Annotated in this window: 13 protein-coding genes, 3 tRNA genes and 1 rRNA gene; 6 read left to right on the top strand and 11 right to left on the bottom strand. The window is 48.1% G+C overall.

What is annotated here, in order from left to right; all coding sequences use genetic code 11:
* Window positions 1–13 precede the first annotated feature (13 nt).
* Together RHOM_RS17830 and RHOM_RS00220 are read right to left on the bottom strand one after the other, a co-directional pair.
* Window positions 14–223, bottom strand: a complete 210-nt coding sequence (locus tag RHOM_RS17830) for a transposase (RefSeq protein ID WP_242823152.1) — start codon at window positions 221–223, stop codon at window positions 14–16.
* 348 nt (window positions 224–571) lie between these two features.
* Window positions 572–1027, bottom strand: a complete 456-nt coding sequence (locus RHOM_RS00220) for a ferritin-like domain-containing protein (RefSeq protein WP_014078259.1) — start codon at window positions 1025–1027, stop codon at window positions 572–574.
* A gap of 514 nt (window positions 1028–1541) precedes the next feature.
* Here RHOM_RS00220 and tyrS point away from each other — a divergent pair.
* From tyrS to RHOM_RS00195, 5 genes are all read left to right on the top strand, one after another.
* The gene (gene tyrS, locus RHOM_RS00215; protein ID WP_014078258.1) at window positions 1542–2768 is read left to right on the top strand and encodes a tyrosine--tRNA ligase; all 1227 of its coding nucleotides are present in this window, start codon (window positions 1542–1544) and stop codon (window positions 2766–2768) included.
* A gap of 86 nt (window positions 2769–2854) precedes the next feature.
* Entirely contained in the window at window positions 2855–3544 is a 690-nt protein-coding gene (locus RHOM_RS00210; protein WP_014078257.1) for a polyphosphate polymerase domain-containing protein, read from the top strand.
* A 23-nt stretch (window positions 3545–3567) separates the two neighbouring features.
* Window positions 3568–4245 carry a DUF4956 domain-containing protein gene (locus RHOM_RS00205; RefSeq protein WP_014078256.1) on the top strand — a complete coding sequence of 226 codons (678 nt, stop codon included), beginning with the start codon at window positions 3568–3570 and terminating at the stop codon, window positions 4243–4245.
* A gap of 17 nt (window positions 4246–4262) precedes the next feature.
* Window positions 4263–5999, top strand: a complete 1737-nt coding sequence (locus tag RHOM_RS00200) for a CotH kinase family protein (RefSeq protein WP_158307312.1) — start codon at window positions 4263–4265, stop codon at window positions 5997–5999.
* A gap of 22 nt (window positions 6000–6021) precedes the next feature.
* Window positions 6022–7890: a CotH kinase family protein gene (locus RHOM_RS00195; protein ID WP_014078254.1), complete on the top strand. Its 1869-nt coding sequence runs from the start codon at window positions 6022–6024 to the stop codon at window positions 7888–7890.
* A 20-nt stretch (window positions 7891–7910) separates the two neighbouring features.
* On the opposite strand, the gene mgtE is transcribed toward RHOM_RS00195, so the two are convergent.
* The 5 genes from mgtE to RHOM_RS00170 all read right to left on the bottom strand — a co-directional run bounded on the left by mgtE (window position 7911) and on the right by RHOM_RS00170 (window position 12528).
* Window positions 7911–9338: a magnesium transporter gene (gene mgtE, locus RHOM_RS00190; protein ID WP_014078253.1), complete on the bottom strand. Its 1428-nt coding sequence runs from the start codon at window positions 9336–9338 to the stop codon at window positions 7911–7913.
* 324 nt (window positions 9339–9662) lie between these two features.
* Window positions 9663–10508 (bottom strand): alpha/beta hydrolase, encoded by an 846-nt coding sequence (locus RHOM_RS00185; RefSeq protein ID WP_014078252.1) that lies wholly within the window; start codon window positions 10506–10508, stop codon window positions 9663–9665.
* 23 nt (window positions 10509–10531) lie between these two features.
* Window positions 10532–11617: a GGDEF domain-containing protein gene (locus RHOM_RS00180; RefSeq protein ID WP_014078251.1), complete on the bottom strand. Its 1086-nt coding sequence runs from the start codon at window positions 11615–11617 to the stop codon at window positions 10532–10534.
* Between the two features lie 222 nt (window positions 11618–11839).
* Window positions 11840–11910 (bottom strand) — tRNA-Cys (locus RHOM_RS00175).
* 150 nt (window positions 11911–12060) lie between these two features.
* Window positions 12061–12528: an immunoglobulin-like domain-containing protein gene (locus tag RHOM_RS00170; protein WP_014078250.1), complete on the bottom strand. Its 468-nt coding sequence runs from the start codon at window positions 12526–12528 to the stop codon at window positions 12061–12063.
* 248 nt (window positions 12529–12776) lie between these two features.
* Here RHOM_RS00170 and RHOM_RS00165 point away from each other — a divergent pair, with 248 nt between their 5' ends.
* Window positions 12777–13799: a CPBP family intramembrane glutamic endopeptidase gene (locus RHOM_RS00165; RefSeq protein ID WP_014078249.1), complete on the top strand. Its 1023-nt coding sequence runs from the start codon at window positions 12777–12779 to the stop codon at window positions 13797–13799.
* 93 nt (window positions 13800–13892) lie between these two features.
* Here RHOM_RS00165 and ftsH read toward each other — a convergent pair whose 3' ends face one another.
* The 4 genes from ftsH to RHOM_RS00145 form a co-directional block, all read right to left on the bottom strand.
* On the bottom strand, window positions 13893–15728 hold the full coding sequence (ftsH, locus tag RHOM_RS00160; protein ID WP_014078248.1) for an ATP-dependent zinc metalloprotease FtsH: 1836 nt from the start codon (window positions 15726–15728) through the stop codon (window positions 13893–13895).
* Between the two features lie 186 nt (window positions 15729–15914).
* Window positions 15915–15985 (bottom strand) — tRNA-Cys (locus RHOM_RS00155).
* 57 nt (window positions 15986–16042) lie between these two features.
* Window positions 16043–16115 (bottom strand) — tRNA-Asn (locus tag RHOM_RS00150).
* Between the two features lie 138 nt (window positions 16116–16253).
* A 23S ribosomal RNA gene (locus RHOM_RS00145) occupies window positions 16254–19142 on the bottom strand.
* Between the last annotated feature and the right edge of the window lie 166 nt (window positions 19143–19308).

The following is a 19308-nucleotide window of genomic DNA, read 5'->3' as shown; positions in this document are numbered from 1 at the left end:
CTCTCCTGACCCCTCATTCATGAATAAGATCAACATCATGCTCTGTTTCGTAAGAAAGAACTCTTGCTCTAAACCTGGTGAGGGTTCTGTCACTAATTGGCTGCTCTCCAAAACTGGTTGTGTGCAGCGCATACTGATAGCGGATATCAAATACCCTAGCTTCAACGATCTCATCGTCAGTAACATTAAGAGCTTCTTTAAGAATCAGTGGCCCAACAATCACATTGACCGGAGTATTAGGTCTGGATGCTTTTTCACTGTAAAGAACAGAAAAAATATTTTCATCAATAGCAGGAACAACTTTATCTGTCTGTAAGATGAAAAGTGCTGTCTAAAACAGTAAGCTGTTGATTATCATTTTTAACAAAAGACATATGGATGACCTCATAAAATGCTGCCTGCATTTTACCAAAGAATCCAATGTTTTTACATATCGTGTTAAGCTTTCAAGGTACAAATTTATATCAAAGGTTATAAACCTTTTGACACCCCAATCCTATAAGTTAAAAAAAGCCCCGCGTGCGGAACTCTTTGCACCGGGACTTCTCTTATACATGATACTTTGTCTGCTTTATGACATGCTGTTGACAGTCTTATACTTATAGAGCATCTCCGCATGATTCTGCTCCTCCACCTGAATGTCTGCGAGCAGTTTGCGGACGCCCGGATCGGCAAATACAAACACGTCGGTATTATACTCGGAAGACACCAGCTTCTCGGTACCGATACAGTCAGTCGCAAGGAAGCAGTCGTTTTTCTTGTCCTCGGACTCCGCGAGGGAGTAGGTGGCGGTCGGGTTATAATTCTTTCCATCGCTGTCGTTGCAGTTGCAGTTCGGCACGGTACCGTTTAACACCTGTCCCAGCGAGTCAAAGTGCTGCTGCTCCTTCTTGTGAAGATCGGTGAACAGGTTCACGAGAACCGGATCCTTCGCCTCTTTGCTGTATCGGGAATACTTCTCCACGCAGGTTTTCTCCTGGGTCTGGAGATCTTTGATCGCCGCTGTCTCTTTTTCACTTAATACCATCGTTGTTACCTCTTTTCTTATTTTTTTCTATGCTGGTATTATTGGGAAAAAGTTTCGCAATTATACACAATATTTATTTTCCGGTTGACAAATGCGCACGGCCGCGTCTATAATGGCGTTAATCGGAGCAGAACACAGGCTTTGACGGGAAGAAGTAAGAATAAGTGGAACGAACAGAAAGCAACCGGCTGATGAGAGGTGCACGGAAAGCTTATTACGAATACATCCCCGAGCTTCACACCCAATTTGCATGACCGTTCTTTTTGCGGTGATGTGATAGTAGGCTGTGACGTAGCGGCGCACGTTACAAGCGCCTGAGTGTTGTCGGACACTCGCAGAGGCAGACCGTGTGAATGGTCTGTGAACAAAGGTGGTAACACGAGTTTATACCCTCGTCCTTTTTGAAGGACGGGGGTTTTTTGTGCGGCAGCAACGGTCCGGCACTGTTCGGCTGTTGTACCGCCGCCAGAAAAAGACAACCACAACTACAACCACAAAGAAAGGAACTGACATCATGACATTATACGATGAATTAGTTGCCCGCGGCTTAATCGCGCAGGTAACAGACGAAGAAGAGATCAAAGAACTGATCAACAACGGAAAAGCAACCTTCTACATTGGGTTTGACCCGACTGCAGACAGTCTGCATGTCGGACATTTCATGGCGCTCTGCTTAATGAAGCGCCTCCAGCAGGCAGGCAACAAGCCGATCGCCTTAATCGGCGGCGGTACTGCCATGATCGGTGATCCGTCCGGCCGTACCGACATGCGCCAGATGATGACACCGGAGACCATCCAGCACAACTGCGACTGCTTCAAGAAGCAGATGAGCCGCTTTATTGATTTTTCCGACGGCAAAGCGCTCATGGTCAACAACGCGGACTGGCTGATGGACTTAAATTACATTGATGTTCTGCGCGAGGTCGGCGCTCATTTCTCCGTAAACCGCATGCTGACCGCTGAGTGCTACAAGCAGCGTATGGAAAAGGGCTTAAGCTTCCTTGAGTTCAACTACATGATTATGCAGAGCTACGATTTCTACACCTTATTCCAGAAATACGGCTGCAACATGGAGTTCGGCGGCGACGACCAGTGGAGCAACATGCTCGGCGGTACGGAGCTGATCCGCCGTAAGCTCGGAAAAGACGCTTACGCCATGACGATCAACCTGCTCCTTAATTCCGAAGGCAAAAAGATGGGTAAGACGCAGTCCGGCGCTGTATGGCTTGATCCGGAGAAGACCTCCCCATTCGATTTCTTCCAGTACTGGAGAAACGTGGCTGACTCCGATGTCTTAAAGTGCATCCGTATGCTGACCTTCCTTCCGCTCGAGGAGATCGACGCAATGGAGAGCTGGGAAGGCGCACAGTTAAACCAGGCAAAAGAAATCTTAGCTTTCGAGCTGACCAAGCTGGTACACGGCGAGGAGGAAGCTGCCAAGGCACGCGAGGCATCCCATGCACTCTTTGCAGGCGGCAGAGATTCCGCACACATGCCGACCGTAGAGCTTTCGGCTGCTGATTTTGCAGAGGGCGATCTCGACATCCTTGCACTTCTCGTGAAGACAGAGCTTGCTCCATCCCGCTCCGATGCAAGACGTGCCGTTGAGCAGGGCGGCGTGAGCGTTGCAGATGCAAAGGTCACCGATATCAAGACCACCTACAGCGCTGATTCCTTCGGTGCTGACGGTCTTGTCGTAAAACGCGGCAAGAAGAAATTCGTCAAAATCATTGTAAAATAAGATAGTGCATGCTAGAATACAACAAGACAAAGAGGGGACTGCATTTTGCATATCCCTTCTTTTTCAATGATAAAGGAGTATCTGTCATGGAATACCGTGAGGAGAGAAAATATTTCTGTTCCGACTATCAGTTGGAGATCTTAAAACACCGGCTTAAAGCCATCCTTCCCTATGATGTCCATCAGAAGGATTCATCCTATACGATCAGTAGTCTCTATTTTGATACCGCAGACAATCAGTGCTATTACGAAAATTCTGCCGGCGTGGATGACAGGAAAAAATATCGTATCCGTATTTACGATCATTCTGATTCAAATATCCGGTTTGAGATCAAAGAAAAATTGCGTGGAAAAACGAAAAAATCTACAGTCCCGATCACCCGCAGTCAGTGCGAGGATCTGATTGCCGGGCACTTTCTACCTGCAGATAATGATTCTTCCGTTCTCAGTCAGATTTACTTAAAAGAGCACCTGCAGTTTCTGCACCCTGCCGTCATCGTCGAATACGAGCGTACTGCGTTTACTTATCCGATCGGAAATGTACGTATTACATTCGACCGGAATATTTCCGCAATCGCAGATCCATCGGGTTTCTTTTCGGCACAAAATGCCCGCATCCCTGTCCTGCCCACACATGAGCATGTTTTAGAAGTAAAATACGATGAACTGCTGCCGGATCACATTGCCCAGCTGTTAGAGCTTGACACGTTGACCCAGACCGCCTGCTCCAAATATTTTCTCTGCAGACAGGCGTGTGATATTACCAACCAATTATAAGTATCCATACGAGGAGGTTATTTATGAGCACCAAAGATATCATCAAGAATTCTGTTCTTGAAAATTTTACCGCTGACATTTCCCTGGCAAGGGTATGTATTTCCCTGGGACTTGCCGTTGTACTGTCCCTTTACATCTTTTATATCTACCGGATGACAACGAAGTCCAGCTTCTATTCCAAAGAATTTAACAAATCCATCGCCCTGATGTCCGTTATCACTGCTGCCATCGTGCTTGCCATGCAGTCGAACCTGGTCATCTCACTTGGTATGGTCGGTGCACTTTCAATCGTCCGTTTCCGGAATGCCATCAAAAGCTCTATGGATCTTGTCTTTTTATTCTGGTCCATCAGTATTGGTATCATCTGTGGCGCCGGACTCTATGAGATCGCATTTGTGGCTTCCCTGATCCTGACTGTTCTCTTATTCCTGCTCGACCTGGTTCCGACACCGAAGGCAGCGTTACTTCTAATCGTCAACAGTTCCGATGTCAACACTTTTTCCGAAATTGAAAATCTCGTGAAGTCCCACACCAAATCTTTTGATGTAAAATCCAAAAGTCTCACGAAAGACGGTTTGGATCTTGTGATCGAATTTAAGTGTAAAGAAAATGAAGATGCCACGCTCCTTGCCACACTTCATGAACTTTCCCATGTTACACATGTTTCTATCCTGTCCCATGACGGAGAACGCCGTTTTTAATGATTTTGGAGATTCCGATGAAATTCAAGATTTCTACCTATATAAAAGAACTTTTTCTGTTTCTGTTGCTCGTTGCTGCAACTCTGCTTGTCCTGATCGCAACACACAAGGCATCACATACCCGTACGATCGTGATCAACGAAGTGTGCAGCAACGATTTTTCTCTGGTGGAAAATTCTGCCGGGAAATATGCTGATTATATTGAACTCTATAATGCAGGCGATACAACCATTTCTCTTTTAAACTGGACCCTGCATACCGGAAAAAAAGATTCAGGAACGTACACCTTTGGAGATATCCGTCTGTTACCACAGGCTCGTGTGCTGCTGATCCATAGGGATGATGCCGCATCCGACACAGACACTTCCAGTATTACCGTCTCCCCGAAGGATTCCTTTTCTCTGGAAATCCCATGCTCTGTCGCCAAAGATGGAGACACGCTCTATCTGCGCAATTCCTCCGATAAAACAACCGACTACGTGACTGTTCCTGCTCTCACCTACAACACCGTGTATGCCAGAGAGACGGACGGCGCGGACACCTGGAAAATTCTTACCGGCACTCCCTGTACGGACAACGCATCTGCCTCTGCTCCTTTCTGGGCGGACAGGGATGACGCGCCCGCAGAGCCCGCTTATCCGTTAACCGATCTGTCACTCCCTGCGGAAGCCGCCGATGCTGCCGTTTTATCAATCTCCATCCCGGAGGACTCTCTCTATGGCGATGACGGTATTTTTCTCAGTGAAAACAGAACTCTCTCCGGCCGCACAGCGGAACGGGAATGCCAGGTCGATTATTTCTCCCCGGATCGTTCCAATGAGAGTTCGTTTTACAGCGGACTGCGTGTGAGTAAGCGGTCAAATAATCTGCAGTGTCTGGATTTTAATCTTTATGCACGGAATATCTATGGATCGGATACGTTTTCCACAGATTTTTTCGGTAATGGTATAGAACATGACAGACTGCTCCTTCTACACGGAGCAGATAAACAGTATCTGCTCTATACGCTTCTGGCACAGCAGAATATACAGACTGTCTCCTTCCTCCCATGCAGTGTTTTCCTGAATGGCACATTTTACGGGAACTATTATCTGGCAGAACCTGTCGATGAAAACTATCTCAAGTCTTCCTATGGTGTCTCCGGGAAGAATCTGACCATACTTACCGAAAACCAGCTGACATACGGTTCTTCCTATGGACTGTTGGAATACCGCGCACTCATCGCAGATGCCACAGCCAACGGTCTGACCGATCCTGCTGCCTATGAAAATTTCTGTGAAAAGATCGATATTGACAGCCTGATCAACTACTATGTGCTGCACATTCTTCTGAATGACAATGATTTTTCACCTTATGACTCCTGCCTTGTCTGGCGGAGTGAAACAGTTGATCCGGGAAATACCTTTTCCGATGGAAAATGGCATTATGAGATCACCGGACTGTCCCGGGCTCTCTTTACCCAAAACAGCAATACTCTGACCAATACATTTTCCCACGTGCAGGATACTGATCCGCTGTTTGAAGTACTCCTTCAGAACCCCGATTTCCGTGACCGGTTTTCGGAATACTTCACAGATCTTGCTGAAAACCGGCTGAACGAGGCTGCGGCAGAGGCACTCCTTGCCGGCACCACTTACCCGGAAGAGGATACAGACAATCTGGAAGGCGAATTTTCGCAGTTCTTCCGCGACCGCTCCGTATTTATTTTAAGCTACCTGGAAGATCTCCTCACAGAAGAGGGACTTTCCGATTAGACAGGAGAAAGAGGATACTCTTATGAAATCATTTGATCAGATCAAAAAATATATTTTTGTACTCCCCGCGTTTCTTCTCTTAGTGGGAATTCTGATGGGAATACAATATTTAAACGCAACACCCGCACTTTCGGATGAAAGCTCACAGACAGAGTACGTGGATGACTACTGCGTCACTTTTTCTGCCCCCAGTGGCTTTTACGATGATGATTTTTCACTGACATTATCTGCACCGGATGGTTTTTCCATCTACTACACGCTGGATGGCTCGCTTCCGGATGAGACCAGCGAGCACTACACGGCTCCGCTTGCCGTCACAAACGTTTCCTCCCCAGAAAAAAAGTATGCAAACCAGACGATATTTTCCGTTGATGGCAACAACGTGTCCGGCGATGTGCCCGACCAGGCTTATATCGTCCGGGCAGTTGGAATCAATGATGCCGGTGTATCAACCGATGTTGTGACCGAGACCTATTTTGTGGGCTACGATGGCTTTTATGACGGTTACTCCGTTGTATCACTCATAACGGATCCTTCCAACCTGTTCGATTCCAAAACCGGTATTTATGTTCTGGGAGATTCCTACTACGAATCGGGAAATGAACTGGATGCCAACTTTATGCAGACGGGAAGTGACTGGGAACGTCCGGTGCATATTGACTACTTTAATATGGATAAGACCTATGCCTTTTCACAGGAAGGTGGAATCCGCATCAACGGAAACTCTTCCCGCGGTGATTCCAGAAAAAGTCTCCGCCTGTATGCCCGAAAAAAATATGACGGAAACAGCCTGTTCACCTACCCGATCTTCAGCAATAACATCTATCCCAACTCTGTTATCCTGCGCCGAGGAACATTTATTAATCAGTTTCTTCCTTCGCTCGTCGCCGACCGTAATATGGGAACCCAGGATTATGTTCCATGTGTTGTATTTATTGATGGGGAATATTGGGGAATTTATTATATGATTGAGCGTTATGATACAGATTATCTGGCGGGGCACTACCAGGTCGATGACGACAACGTCACGATTTTAAAAGACGGGGAACTTTTTTCGGGATCTGCATATTCTCTGGAAGACTATAGACAGCTTCTGGCTTATATGGATGCAAATGATCTAAGCATTTCAGAAAACTATGATACTGTATGCTCACAGTTGGATATCCAGAGTTATATTGATTATTATGCAACCCAGATCTATATCAATAACTTTGATTTTTCGGAATCGAAAAATCAGGTCATGTGGCGTTCGGACAGCACCGATGCTGCAAACCCCTACGCCGATGGAAAATGGCGTTTTTCCCTGATGGATGTCGATCTGTCTCTCACTTCCTTCGGCGGTGTCGAAAACTATGCCACAAACAGCTTTTCCGATACAGAATCAGCTGTCGTAATCCAGACGGAAGAGACGATGTTCAAATCCCTGCTCGCAAATGCCTCCTTCCGCCAACAGTTTGTAACGACCTTCCTCGACCTGGAAAACCAGAACTTTTCCTACGCGACCGTGCGCGCGGCGATGGATACCTGTCTTGGCTATATCGACGATCCTGATATGATGGACGCATACTTTGCCAACCGCCCCGCTTATATCAACGACTCTCTCGCAGAAACCTTTTCCCTGACAGGCACTCTCGTGCCCGTGACCCTCTCGGTCAATGACGCCTCTATGGGAGAGATCCTGCTGAATACGATCACACCGGATCTATCCTCCGGCAGCTGGAGCGGCAACTACTACACCGACTATCCTGTCACTGTCACAGCAGAACCAATGGATGGATACCGGCTGAAGGAGTGGTTGATCAACGGAGAACACATCACAGACCCTTCCACCAGCGTGACTCTGCCCGAAAGCGGAGCCGATATCCAGGCTGTGTTCGAACCGCTCTCCTGATAAAGACCGGTTCGTCCCCCTCAATAGTGCAGCATCTCGATCAAAAAGAGCCACGCAAGCCCGTAGTATGTCACTACCGCCACCAGATCATTGACCGTCGTGATGAGCGGTCCGGATGCAACGGCAGGATCAATATGAATTTTGTGGAAAAACATCGGGATCAGCGTTCCCACCAGGCTTGAGATCAGCATGGCAAGGATCAACGCCGCTCCGATACAGCCGGACACCGCAAAGGCGAACTGCAGGGAGCCGGACTTGAAAAAGTAAATGTAACACCCGATCAGGATAATTGACATCATACCAAGGATCAGACCGTTGCTAAGTCCGACGCGTGCTTCCTTAAAGACCAGGTGCACTTTCTGCCCGGCAGTGAGATTTTCATCCATCAACACACGGATCGTCACAGCCAGGGACTGCGTTCCCACATTTCCCGCCATATCGAGAATCAGCGACTGAAAGCACATGACAATTGTCAGTTCTGCGACCACGTGCTCGAACATCCCCACAACGGAGGACACGACCAGTCCCAGTCCGAGCAGCACGATCAGCCACGGCATACGCTTTTTGATACTGTCTTTTAACGGCTCTTCCAAATCTTCCTCCGCAGTCAGACCGGCGAGCATGGCATAATCCTCGCCCATCTCGTCATCGACCACCTCAACAATGTCCTGCGAGGTGATGACTCCGATGATCCGGTTCTCCTCGTCCAGAACTGGAATGGAATCTTCGGAATAATCCTTGATCCATTCGATGCAGTCCGCGATCTCCTCCGTGGCATAGACGAACGGGTAGGACACCACGATCAGATCCTCCAGATTCGTGTCCTCCCGCGCGATGATGAGATCATTCAGACTGATCGCACCGCAGAAGATACGGTTCTCATCTACAATGTAAAGTGTGGATATGTTGTCATTGTCTGCCGCCTGCCGGATCAACTCGCGCATAGCCTGCTTTACGGTCACATTAGACGGAATCTCCACATAGTTGGTGGACATCCGGTTTCCAATCTGCTCTTCATCAAAAGAATCGATGAGATCGATCTTATGCCGTACCTCCTCATCGAGCAGCTCCGTCAGCGTCTCGCGTTCTTTTTTGTCCATCTGGCGCAGCAGATCGGCAATTTCATCTGCGTCCATCTCCGAGACGACTGCTGCCTTTTTCTTCATATCCATCTCTTCCAGATAGAACGGAATCTCCTCCTCATCGATGTAGGAGAGAACCTCCGAGATCTCCTCCGCATTTAGAATGCGGTACAGGCGCTGCCGCTCGGTGGGATTCATGTCTTCGAGCGCCGCCGCAATATCATTCTCATGATAATCCAGAAGTCTGTCACGCATCACCTTCGGGGATGACATTCCGCGTACAATCGCCTCGATCTCTTTTTGATATTTCATCTGAACTTCCGTCACATCTTCCAGTTTCTTTTTCTCTGTCATCTGCTCTTTCATGCAAGCCACCATTTCCTTTCCGATGTTGTCACATTCTGCCGGGACAAAATGTGCACGCAAACAACGAACGCCACGTTATTTATGGCATTCTGATACAGACAGCGCACGGCTGTCTCCTTGTTTTCGGCATGATTTGATTATGTTGTCTGGAAATATTGTCTGTGAATACAGAGCATAAGAAAAAAAGATATCCTCGATAATCGTTCTTCGATCAAAAAATGGCAGGCAGACTGCCGCTCATTCTTTCCCCACAGACAATATGATTACTTCGTCCGCAACTGTCGTCAGTCATGCTGCCACCTCCATTCTTATTTTAATCCGTTGCTATCCTAACATATTTGTCTCAGTTTTGCAACGCACTTTTTCTGCCAGCCAGGTTCGCACCAGCGGAAGCCAGCTCTGGCACTGCTCCTGCACACCATAGCCATCCACATTCATGGATAACTCCGTACAGGTCGATAACCCGTGTCCGCCTGCTGGATACATGTGAAATTCCACCGGCACATTCACCTTGCGCATCGCTGCGATAAGCAGCAGGGAATTCTCAACCGGCACACAGTCATCGGTGAACGTGTGCCATAAAAATACCGGCGGCATGTGCTCTGTCACCTGCTTCTCCAGTGAGACTTTTTCCATCATCTCCTCCGTCTTCTGTCCCTTTAACAGAGCTTCAAACGATCCCCTGTGTGCATACTCGCCAGACGTGATAACCGGATAGCAGAGAATCAGTCCCGCCGGACGCAGGATCTCATTTGCCACGCCGGCTCTCTCGGAAAGCCAGGATTCGTGCCAGAATACGCCCAGACTTGCCGCGAGATGACCTCCCGCGGAGCATCCCTCTACATAAATCTGCTCTTTCTTAACACCCCATTCCGCAGCGTGTGCATGGATCAGCTTCATCGCCTCCGCCAACTCTAAAAGCGCTGTCGGGAACACCGCCGGCGCACAGGAATAACGCAGCACGGCAACATGGTATCCCATTGCGAGAAACTGTACTGCCATCGGCTCCGCCTCCCGGTCCGAGGTCCATTCGTATCCGCCTCCCGGACACAGTAATATGAGCGGCCGCTCCTTAATCCGAAGCTCCCTGCTCTTTTCCTGAATGTAGATACAAAGTCTTGCACCCGGCTGGGATCCCTCCACCTGTATTGTGATTGTTTCTGTCAGCATCTGTCTATTCTCCCCGTCTTTTCTTAATATACAATCTGGTTCCGCCCGTTCTCTTTCCCATGATAAAGCTTCTGATCCGCAGCACGGATGATCGTTTCCATATCCTTCTCTCCGCTATACTCCTCCAGTCCAAATGTCATGGTGACATGAATCCAATCGCTCTGATAAGGAATGCCCATGCCGCGGATTCTCTTCAATATATCGTGAAGTACCTCATTCGCCTGATCGCCGTTTTTATTCTGAAATACAAACAGGAATTCCTCTCCGCCCCAGCGGCAGACTTTTCCTTCCTTTTCCATCGCCTCCAGAAAAACTTTTGCCAGTTCTTTCAACACCATATCCCCGGCATCATGCCCGTAGGTATCGTTTGTCTTTTTGAAAAAATCGATGTCGCCGATTGCAACTGACACATATCCAATCTCTCCGGACGCATATTTTCCGGCGATTTTCTCCAGATACGACCGCATGCTCCAGCGGTTGTACAGGCCGGTAAGCGGATCGATGGACGCCATGTGTTCCAGCTTCTCATTATATTTTACAAGCTTGTATTCCATCTCCTGCGAATCTCTGGTAAACACGATCATGATTGCCGTCAATTCCGCAAAAATAGCAAGCGTATTGATAATCTGAAAAAGAACACCGGTATCCACAGAAATATTTGTCACCGGATCATACCTGTTCGTATAGGCATACAGAAAAATACGGTACGCACATGCCAGTGCCGCAGCGCCGATCTTCATTCCCATCGTTCCCGCGCTCACGGTAAAATTGAGAACCAGAAGCACAAACACAAAATGTTGTACACCGCAGTCCCAGCCATACTCCCAGATAAAAATCAGAATCCATAGCGCCATCAGCGCCTGCGAAAATATCGATGCAAACTTCGTATGATTCAGATAGGTCGTGTAAAAAGATACGAGATAACATCCTATACACACCAGGCAGATCACCGCTGAACGGATATCCTTAATCGCGCAGAATACAGCAAACAGGCTTAAAAAGTACAGACACAGCATCAATGCGCTGATCCGTAGCGTAACCGCCGTCTTCTTCGTCTCGTTCTCGCTCTGCACGTCTTTTAATACAAAGTCCTTTATCTTTTGCACCATAGTACAGTCCCCTCCCCCAGAAAACCGTCCTTTCTCCATAGTTCTATCATATACATTTGAAGTCTTTTTTTCAAGGTTTTCCTTATATCTTAAGTACCATATATTGTATTCCAAAAAACATTGCATCCCCTGGCGCAACGTCATTTCTTTTTCTGATCTTGATGTAAAATAAGATAACATGTAAAAAGGCGTACGATTTCTCGTACGCCATTACTGACCCAAAGGCGACTGACGGATTTGAACCGACGATCAGGGAGTTGCAGTCCCACGCCTTACCACTTGGCTAAGTCGCCCTATCTCTCTTATATGCCTATTATATGCAGCTTCCCGTCATTTATGACAGATCACTTCTGCCGGGAAGCATCACATCAGACACACAGAGATTTTAACAAAACCATTGTCTCCCGTCAAGTCATATTTTTAAAATAAACAGCATCTGCCGCCTACGGCGTTCCAAAAACAAATGTCACATACATCGTTGCCTGATCGTAAGTTCCGTCTTCCTTCGGATCAAGCACTGTCTTCGTCAGCATATATTCCCCGTCCGTCAGCGTGCTGTACAGCCACTCCCATTTGACATCCGTGACCACGCTGCTGTGCGCCGGAATGGAATAGACCCCCTCGTTAAACCTGTAATTGGGAACCAGCGTCGACACGTCCACCCAGTCGCTCCCGATATATTTCTGCAGATGAAAATCGGTTCCGTACAGAATCTCCTCATCCGTATAATTTGAGATCGTAACCGATGCCTTTCCGCCTTCCACACGGTTGATGTACATTGCGTAAGGTACTTCCCGTTCTGCCTCCTCCGTATCCTCGATCGGTACAACCTCCGTTTTATTTCCACCGCAGGCTGTCAGCATTCCCATGCAGATCATCGCGATACAGCCTGTTATCCATAATTTTCTCATGAATCTTCCTCCGATAACGTCTTCCTTTTTATTATAACCGATAAGTGCATGGTTTGTCTCGAAAGATTTTCTTATTTATTTTACTTGACAACTTTACTTGTCATACATATAATTATTTTGACAAGTAAAGTTGTCAATGCATGGCTCTTTGTGTCGCAGATGTCACAAGCAGCCTCAACCGTCGATGGAACGGAAGCTCTGGCTCCCGGTTTCTTCAACACACAACGTCTGCGGAATTGGAGGATTATATGAACGAAGAAATGACGCCGGATTATATGACCGGCACACCCAATACTGTCTGTGCAGATGCCAGACGACAATTTTCCCGCATCGGTCTGATGTTTCTGATTGGAACCGTGCTCATCTATGGAGTTCAGTTCGGCGCAAGCGGAATCGCAAACGCGATCAATCCGGATCTGCTTTCCAGCACGAGCTACGCGCTTTTGATTGTTATGATTCCTATGTATGTGATCGCCATGCCGGTCATGGCACTTCTGATCAAGAGGATTCCGGCTGTGACCCTTCCCAAAAAACACATGACCTTCGGTCAGTGGCTGATCGCTTTTCTCATGTGCTATGGTGCCATGTATGTGAGCAATTATACCGGTCTTGTCCTGACACAGTTGATCAGTATCCTGAAGGGAAGCCCGGTAACAAACACCATGCTTGAAGTCGCCACAAGCTCCAATCTCTGGGTGAATCTGTTTATCATGGTACTCTGCGCCCCGGTTGCCGAAGAGCTGATCTTCCGGAAGCTTCTCATTGACCGCCTTGTACAGTACGGCGAGGGCGTAGCTGTGCTTTTCTCCGGCCTGATGTTCGGACTGTTTCACGGAAATCTGAACCAGTTCGTCTATGCTTTCGTTCTCGGCCTGTGCTTCGGCTTTATCTATGTCAAAACCGGCAATATCCGCTACACGATCGGGTTACACATGCTGGTGAACTTCCTCGGCTCTGTACTCGGTGTGGCGATCTTGAAATGGCTGGGAGATGATTTTCTCTCCATCGCTTCCGATCCTGCAGGCATGATGTCCTACATGACAGGAAACTTTGGAAAACTGATCGTTTACTTTATTTACATTTTCCTTTTGCTCGGCGTGGCGATTGCTGGTATTATTCTCTTTATCGTCAATCTGAAGAAAATCCGCTTCCTGCCTGGAATGAACACGATTCCGAAAGGAAAACGCTTTTCCACAACCGTGTTAAACGTTGGAATGGCCCTCTACATGATCGTCTGGATCGTGATAATCATTGTACAGCTCTTGCAATAATGAAAAAAGCTGCCGCAGGTATCCCGTTTTATCGGTTCTATTCCTGTGACAGCTTTTATTATGCAATATTTACTGCTCTTTCCCGCAGCTTCTCTAATTTTCCACGGTCTGCCCATCCTGTGCATTTAAGATGCTCATAAATTCTTCCCCTGTGATGGTCTCCTTGTCATAGAGATATTTCGCAAGTTCATCCAGCTTTGCGCGGTTGTCCTTAAGGATCTTCGCCGCCTTCTCATGCTGCTTCCTTACCAGTTCCACTACTTTTCTGTCGATCTGTGCCTGCGTGTCTGCTGAGCATGCCAGGGATGCATCGCCGCCAAGGTACTGATTGGTCACTGTCTCAAGCGCCACCATATCGAATTCTTCACTCATACCATAACGGGTAATCATCGCCCTTGCCAGCTTGGTCGCCTGCTCAATATCGTTAGAAGCACCTGTTGTAACACAATCAAATACCACTTCCTCCGCGGCACGACCGCCTGTCAGCGTTGCGATCTTGTTCTCAATCTCTTCCTTATTCATGAGATAATGTGTACCTTCCTCTACCTGCATCGTATAACCCAACGCACCGGAAGTTCTCGGAATAATCGTGATCTTCTGTACCGGAGCGGAATTGGTCTGCTTTGCCGCTACAAGGGCATGACCGATCTCGTGATAAGCCACCGTCCATTTTTCCTTGTCTGTCAGAATCGCATTCTTCTTCTGATAACCGGCAATGACAACTTCGATGCTCTCTTCCAGATCCGCCTGTGTCGCATAGGCTCTGCCATCACGCACCGCGCGCAGCGCAGCCTCATTTACAATATTCGCCAGCTCCGCTCCGGATGCCCCGGACGCCATTCTGGCAATCTTGTTGAAATCCACATTATCCGATACTTTGATCTTCTTTGCATGTACCTTAAGAATTGCCTCTCTGCCGCTTAGATCCGGCAGTTCTACCGGTACACGCCGGTCAAAACGTCCCGGACGCGTCAGTGCCGGGTCCAGAGACTCCGGTCGGTTCGTTGCCGCCAGGATAATCACTCCTGTGTTGCCCTCAAAACCATCCATTTCCGTGAGAAGCTGATTGAGTGTCTGCTCACGCTCATCATTTCCGCCCATATTTCCGTCACGCTTTTTGCCGATGGCGTCAATCTCATCAATAAATACGATACATGGTGCTTTCTCTTTCGCCTGGCGGAACAGGTCACGCACCTTTGAAGCGCCCATGCCGACAAACATTTCCACAAATTCAGATCCCGACATCGAGAAAAACGGTACGTTCGCCTCTCCGGCGACAGCCTTCGCCAGCATCGTCTTACCGGTTCCCGGAGGGCCGACAAGCAGAATACCTTTTGGCATGGATGCACCAATCTCCCGGTACTTGTCCGGATTATGCAGATAATCCACTATCTCCGTCAGATTCTCCTTCGCTTCATCCTCGCCTGCCACGTCTGTGAACTTGATTCCCTCCGAAGACTTTACGTATACTTTGGCATTCGACTTGCCCATACCGAACATCATCGCGTTCCCGCCGCCGCCGGCTTTGTCCATCAGACGCTTGTACATAACCTGGCCGATTATCATGAAAATGGCGATCGGCACAATCCAGCCCAGCAATGCGCTTAAAAACGGAGACATCTGCTCTACAATCTGACTTGCAAACTCCGCTCCGGAATCATGAAGCCGCTGTACCAGATCCGGATCATTCATCGGACCCGTCTTGTAAATATTTCCATCCTTGTCCGTAAAGACGATCTCACTCTCATCGATCTCGACTTTTGCAATCTTTTTATCTTCCGTCATGGTCATAAACGTTCCATAGTCCACTTCCCTGACCTGACGCTCTGCCATCCACGGAATCGCCATAAAATTCAGCATCATCAACAGCAGAAAAACCATAACATAATAGAAGATCAGAGGTTTTTTCGGTGTTTTTACTTCATTCATACTGACTCCCCTTTCCTGTTTATTCTCTTATATATTGTGATAATTTTAACACGGTTTCTAAACAGTGTCATATTATATTTTTATAAACAAATCTAAAAAATTTGCGATCCGTTTTCCACACAATCCAGATGCAGAGTGATTTTTAAACAAAAAAAGATCCCGAAAAAATCTTCGAGATCTTTACAGAGGCGACTGACGGATTTGAACCGACGATCAGGGAGTTGCAGTCCCACGCCTTACCACTTGGCTAAGTCGCCATATTTAAGCACGGACAGAATAATGATGCCCGCTTTACAAAATTACTGATAAAAAAACTCCCCGAGTAGGACTCGAACCTACGACAGCGCGGTTAACAGCCGCGTGCTCTACCGACTGAGCTATCGAGGAATACTAACTGAAAGATACAAAATGACACAAAATGACGTAGCTAGTACGTCATTTACTATATAACAAAATTGTTATAATTGCAATACTTTTTTAAATTGTACCTTCAAAACTTCATACAGAAATCATCCAACAAACTTTTTGGTCAAGCCCTCGATCGATTAGTAACAGTCAGCTCCACACGTTACCGTGCTTCCACCTCTGCCCTATCTACCTTGTAGTCTTCAAGGGATCTTACTCACTTATGTGAGGGATATCTCATCTTGAGGGGGGCTTCACGCTTAGATGCCTTCAGCGTTTATCCCTTCCGGACTTGGCTACTCTGCCATGCCGTTGGTCGACAGCAGATACACCAGTGGTCCGTCCATCCCGGTCCTCTCGTACTAAGGACAGCTCCTCTCAAATATCCTCCGCCCGCGCCGGATAGGGACCGAACTGTCTCACGACGTTCTGAACCCAGCTCGCGTACCGCTTTAATGGGCGAACAGCCCAACCCTTGGGACCTGCTACAGCCCCAGGATGCGATGAGCCGACATCGAGGTGCCAAACCACTCCGTCGATGTGAACTCTTGGGAGTGATAAGCCTGTTATCCCCAGGGTAGCTTTTATCCGTTGAGCGATGGCAATCCCACTTTATGCCACCGGATCACTAAGTCCTAGTTTCCTACCTGCTCCACCCGTCGGTGTCGCAGTCAAGCTCCCTTCTGCCTTTGCACTCTTCAAATGGTTTCCAACCATTCTGAGGGAACCTTTGAGCGCCTCCGATACCCTTTCGGAGGCGACCGCCCCAGTCAAACTCCCCGCCTGGCATTGTCCCACCGCCGGATCACGGCGGCTGGTTAGAAATCCAATACTGCAAGGGTGGTATCCCAACAGCGACTCCCTTGAAACTGGCGTCCCAAGTTCTTAGTCTCCCACCTATCCTGTACATGCAGTACCGAATCCCAGTACCAAACTGGAGTAAAGCTCCATGGGGTCTTTCCGTCCTGGCGCGGGTAACCAGCATCTTCACTGGTACTTCAATTTCACCGGATGCATTGTCGAGACAGTGCTCAAATCATTACGCCTTTCGTGCGGGTCGGAACTTACCCGACAAGGAATTTCGCTACCTTAGGACCGTTATAGTTACGGCCGCCGTTTACTGGGGCTTAAATTCAAAGCTTCGCTTGCGCTAACCTCTCCTCTTAACCTTCCAGCACCGGGCAGGCGTCAGCCCATATACTTCACCTTTCGGTTTCGCATAGACCTGTGTTTTTGCTAAACAGTTGCTTGAGCCTATTCTCTGCGGCCTGCGTTAGCAGGCACCCCTTCTCCCGAAGTTACGGGGTCATTTTGCCGAGTTCCTTAACAATGCTTCTTCCGCCGGCCTTAGGATTCTCTCCTCATCCACCTGTGTCGGTTTACGGTACGGGCACACATGAAACAATAGCGGCTTTTCTCGGCACATGGCTCACACGCTTCGCTACTTTAATTCGCTCCACATCACGTCTTCGGATTGCCTGGCGGATTTGCCAACCAGACTCCTTCTCCGCTTGTACCGGTATTTCCATTCCCGGCTCGTGCTCTCCACATGCGTCCCCACAGTTCTGTTCATATGTGGTACAGGAATCTAAACCTGTTGTCCATCGGATACGTCTTTCGACCTCTCCTTAGGCCCCGACTTACCCAGAGCAGATCAGCTTTACTCTGGAAACCTTGGATATTCGGCCGAGAGGATTCTCACCTCTCTCTCGCTACTCATTCCGGCATTCTCTCTTCTTATCCCTCCACTGCTCCTTCCGGTACAGCTTCGTCGGTCTTAAGAATGCTCCTCTACCAATCACTTACGTGATTCCACAGCTTCGGTGTTGTGTTTTAGCCCCGGACATTTTCGGCGCAGGACCTCTCGACTAGTGAGCTGTTACGCACTCTTTGAATGTGTGGCTGCTTCTGAGCCAACATCCTAGTTGTCTTTGAAATCCCACATCCTTTTCCACTTAACACACACTTTGGGACCTTAGCTGGTGGTCTGGGCTCTTTCCCTTTTGACTGCCCAACTTATCTCGTGCAGTCTGACTCCCATTCATCATCTACATGGCATTCGGAGTTTGATATTCTTTGGTAAGCTTTGACGCCCCCGCGGAAATTCAGTGCTCTACCTCCATAAGACTAAAATGAGGCTAGCCCTAAAGCTATTTCGAGGAGAACCAGCTATCTCCGGGTTCGATTGGAATTTCTCCCCTACCCACACCTCATCGCCACCCTTTTCAACGGATGTGCGTTCGGTCCTCCATTGCCTTTTACGGCAACTTCAACCTGGACATGGGTAGATCACCCGGTTTCGGGTCTACGGATACTGACTTGACGCCCTATTCAGACTTGGTTTCCCTTCGGCTCCACACCTTAAGTGCTTAACCTTGCCGGTACCCGTAACTCGCCGGACCGTTCTACAAAAAGTACGCGGTTGTGCATATAAAGCACTTCCACAGCTTGTAAACACAGGGTTTCAGGTTCTCTTTCACTCCCCTCCCGGGGTCCTTTTCACCTTTCCTTCACAGTACTATGCGCTATCGGTCACTAAGGAGTATTTAGGCTTACGGGGTGGTCCCCGCTCATTCCATCAAGGTTTCTCGTGTCTCGATGTACTCTGGATTCCGCCATGTCATCTTTCCTTTCGCTTACGGGGCTTTCACCCTCTCTGGCAGGCTTTCCCAAAACCTTTCTGCTAGGATCAATGAATCAATTATGCGGTCCGAACCCCGGAATGCACGCATTCCGGTTTGGCCTCTTTCCATTTCGCTCGCCGCTACTTTGGAAATCGATGTTTCTTTCTCTTCCTCCGGCTACTTAGATGTTTCAGTTCACCGGGTTCCCCTCCATACGTTATGGATTGGCGTATGGATACATGAGGTATGCTCATGTGGGTTTCCCCATTCAGACATCTACGGATCAAAGGATATTTGCTCCTCCCCGTAGCTTTTCGCAGCTTATCACGTCTTTCATCGGCTCTTAGTGCCAAGGCATCCACCCTGCGCTCTTTTTTGCTTGACCTCGTTTACAGTTTCTATAGCGTTAGAAACTGGGTCTTTGCGTTTAATAACGCGGATCGAATTGCTTCGATCTTGAACTTTCGTTCGTTTGGTTTGGTCGTAAACTTTGTTTACGATATTCTCGGATGTCTTGATAAAAAATCATTTTCATCAAAATCTTCTGTATG

The organism is Roseburia hominis A2-183, from assembly GCF_000225345.1.
GTDB lineage: Bacteria > Bacillota > Clostridia > Lachnospirales > Lachnospiraceae > Roseburia > Roseburia hominis.
Note: the sequence above shows the minus strand (reverse complement) of the source record. Positions and strands in the feature narration are given on the sequence as shown.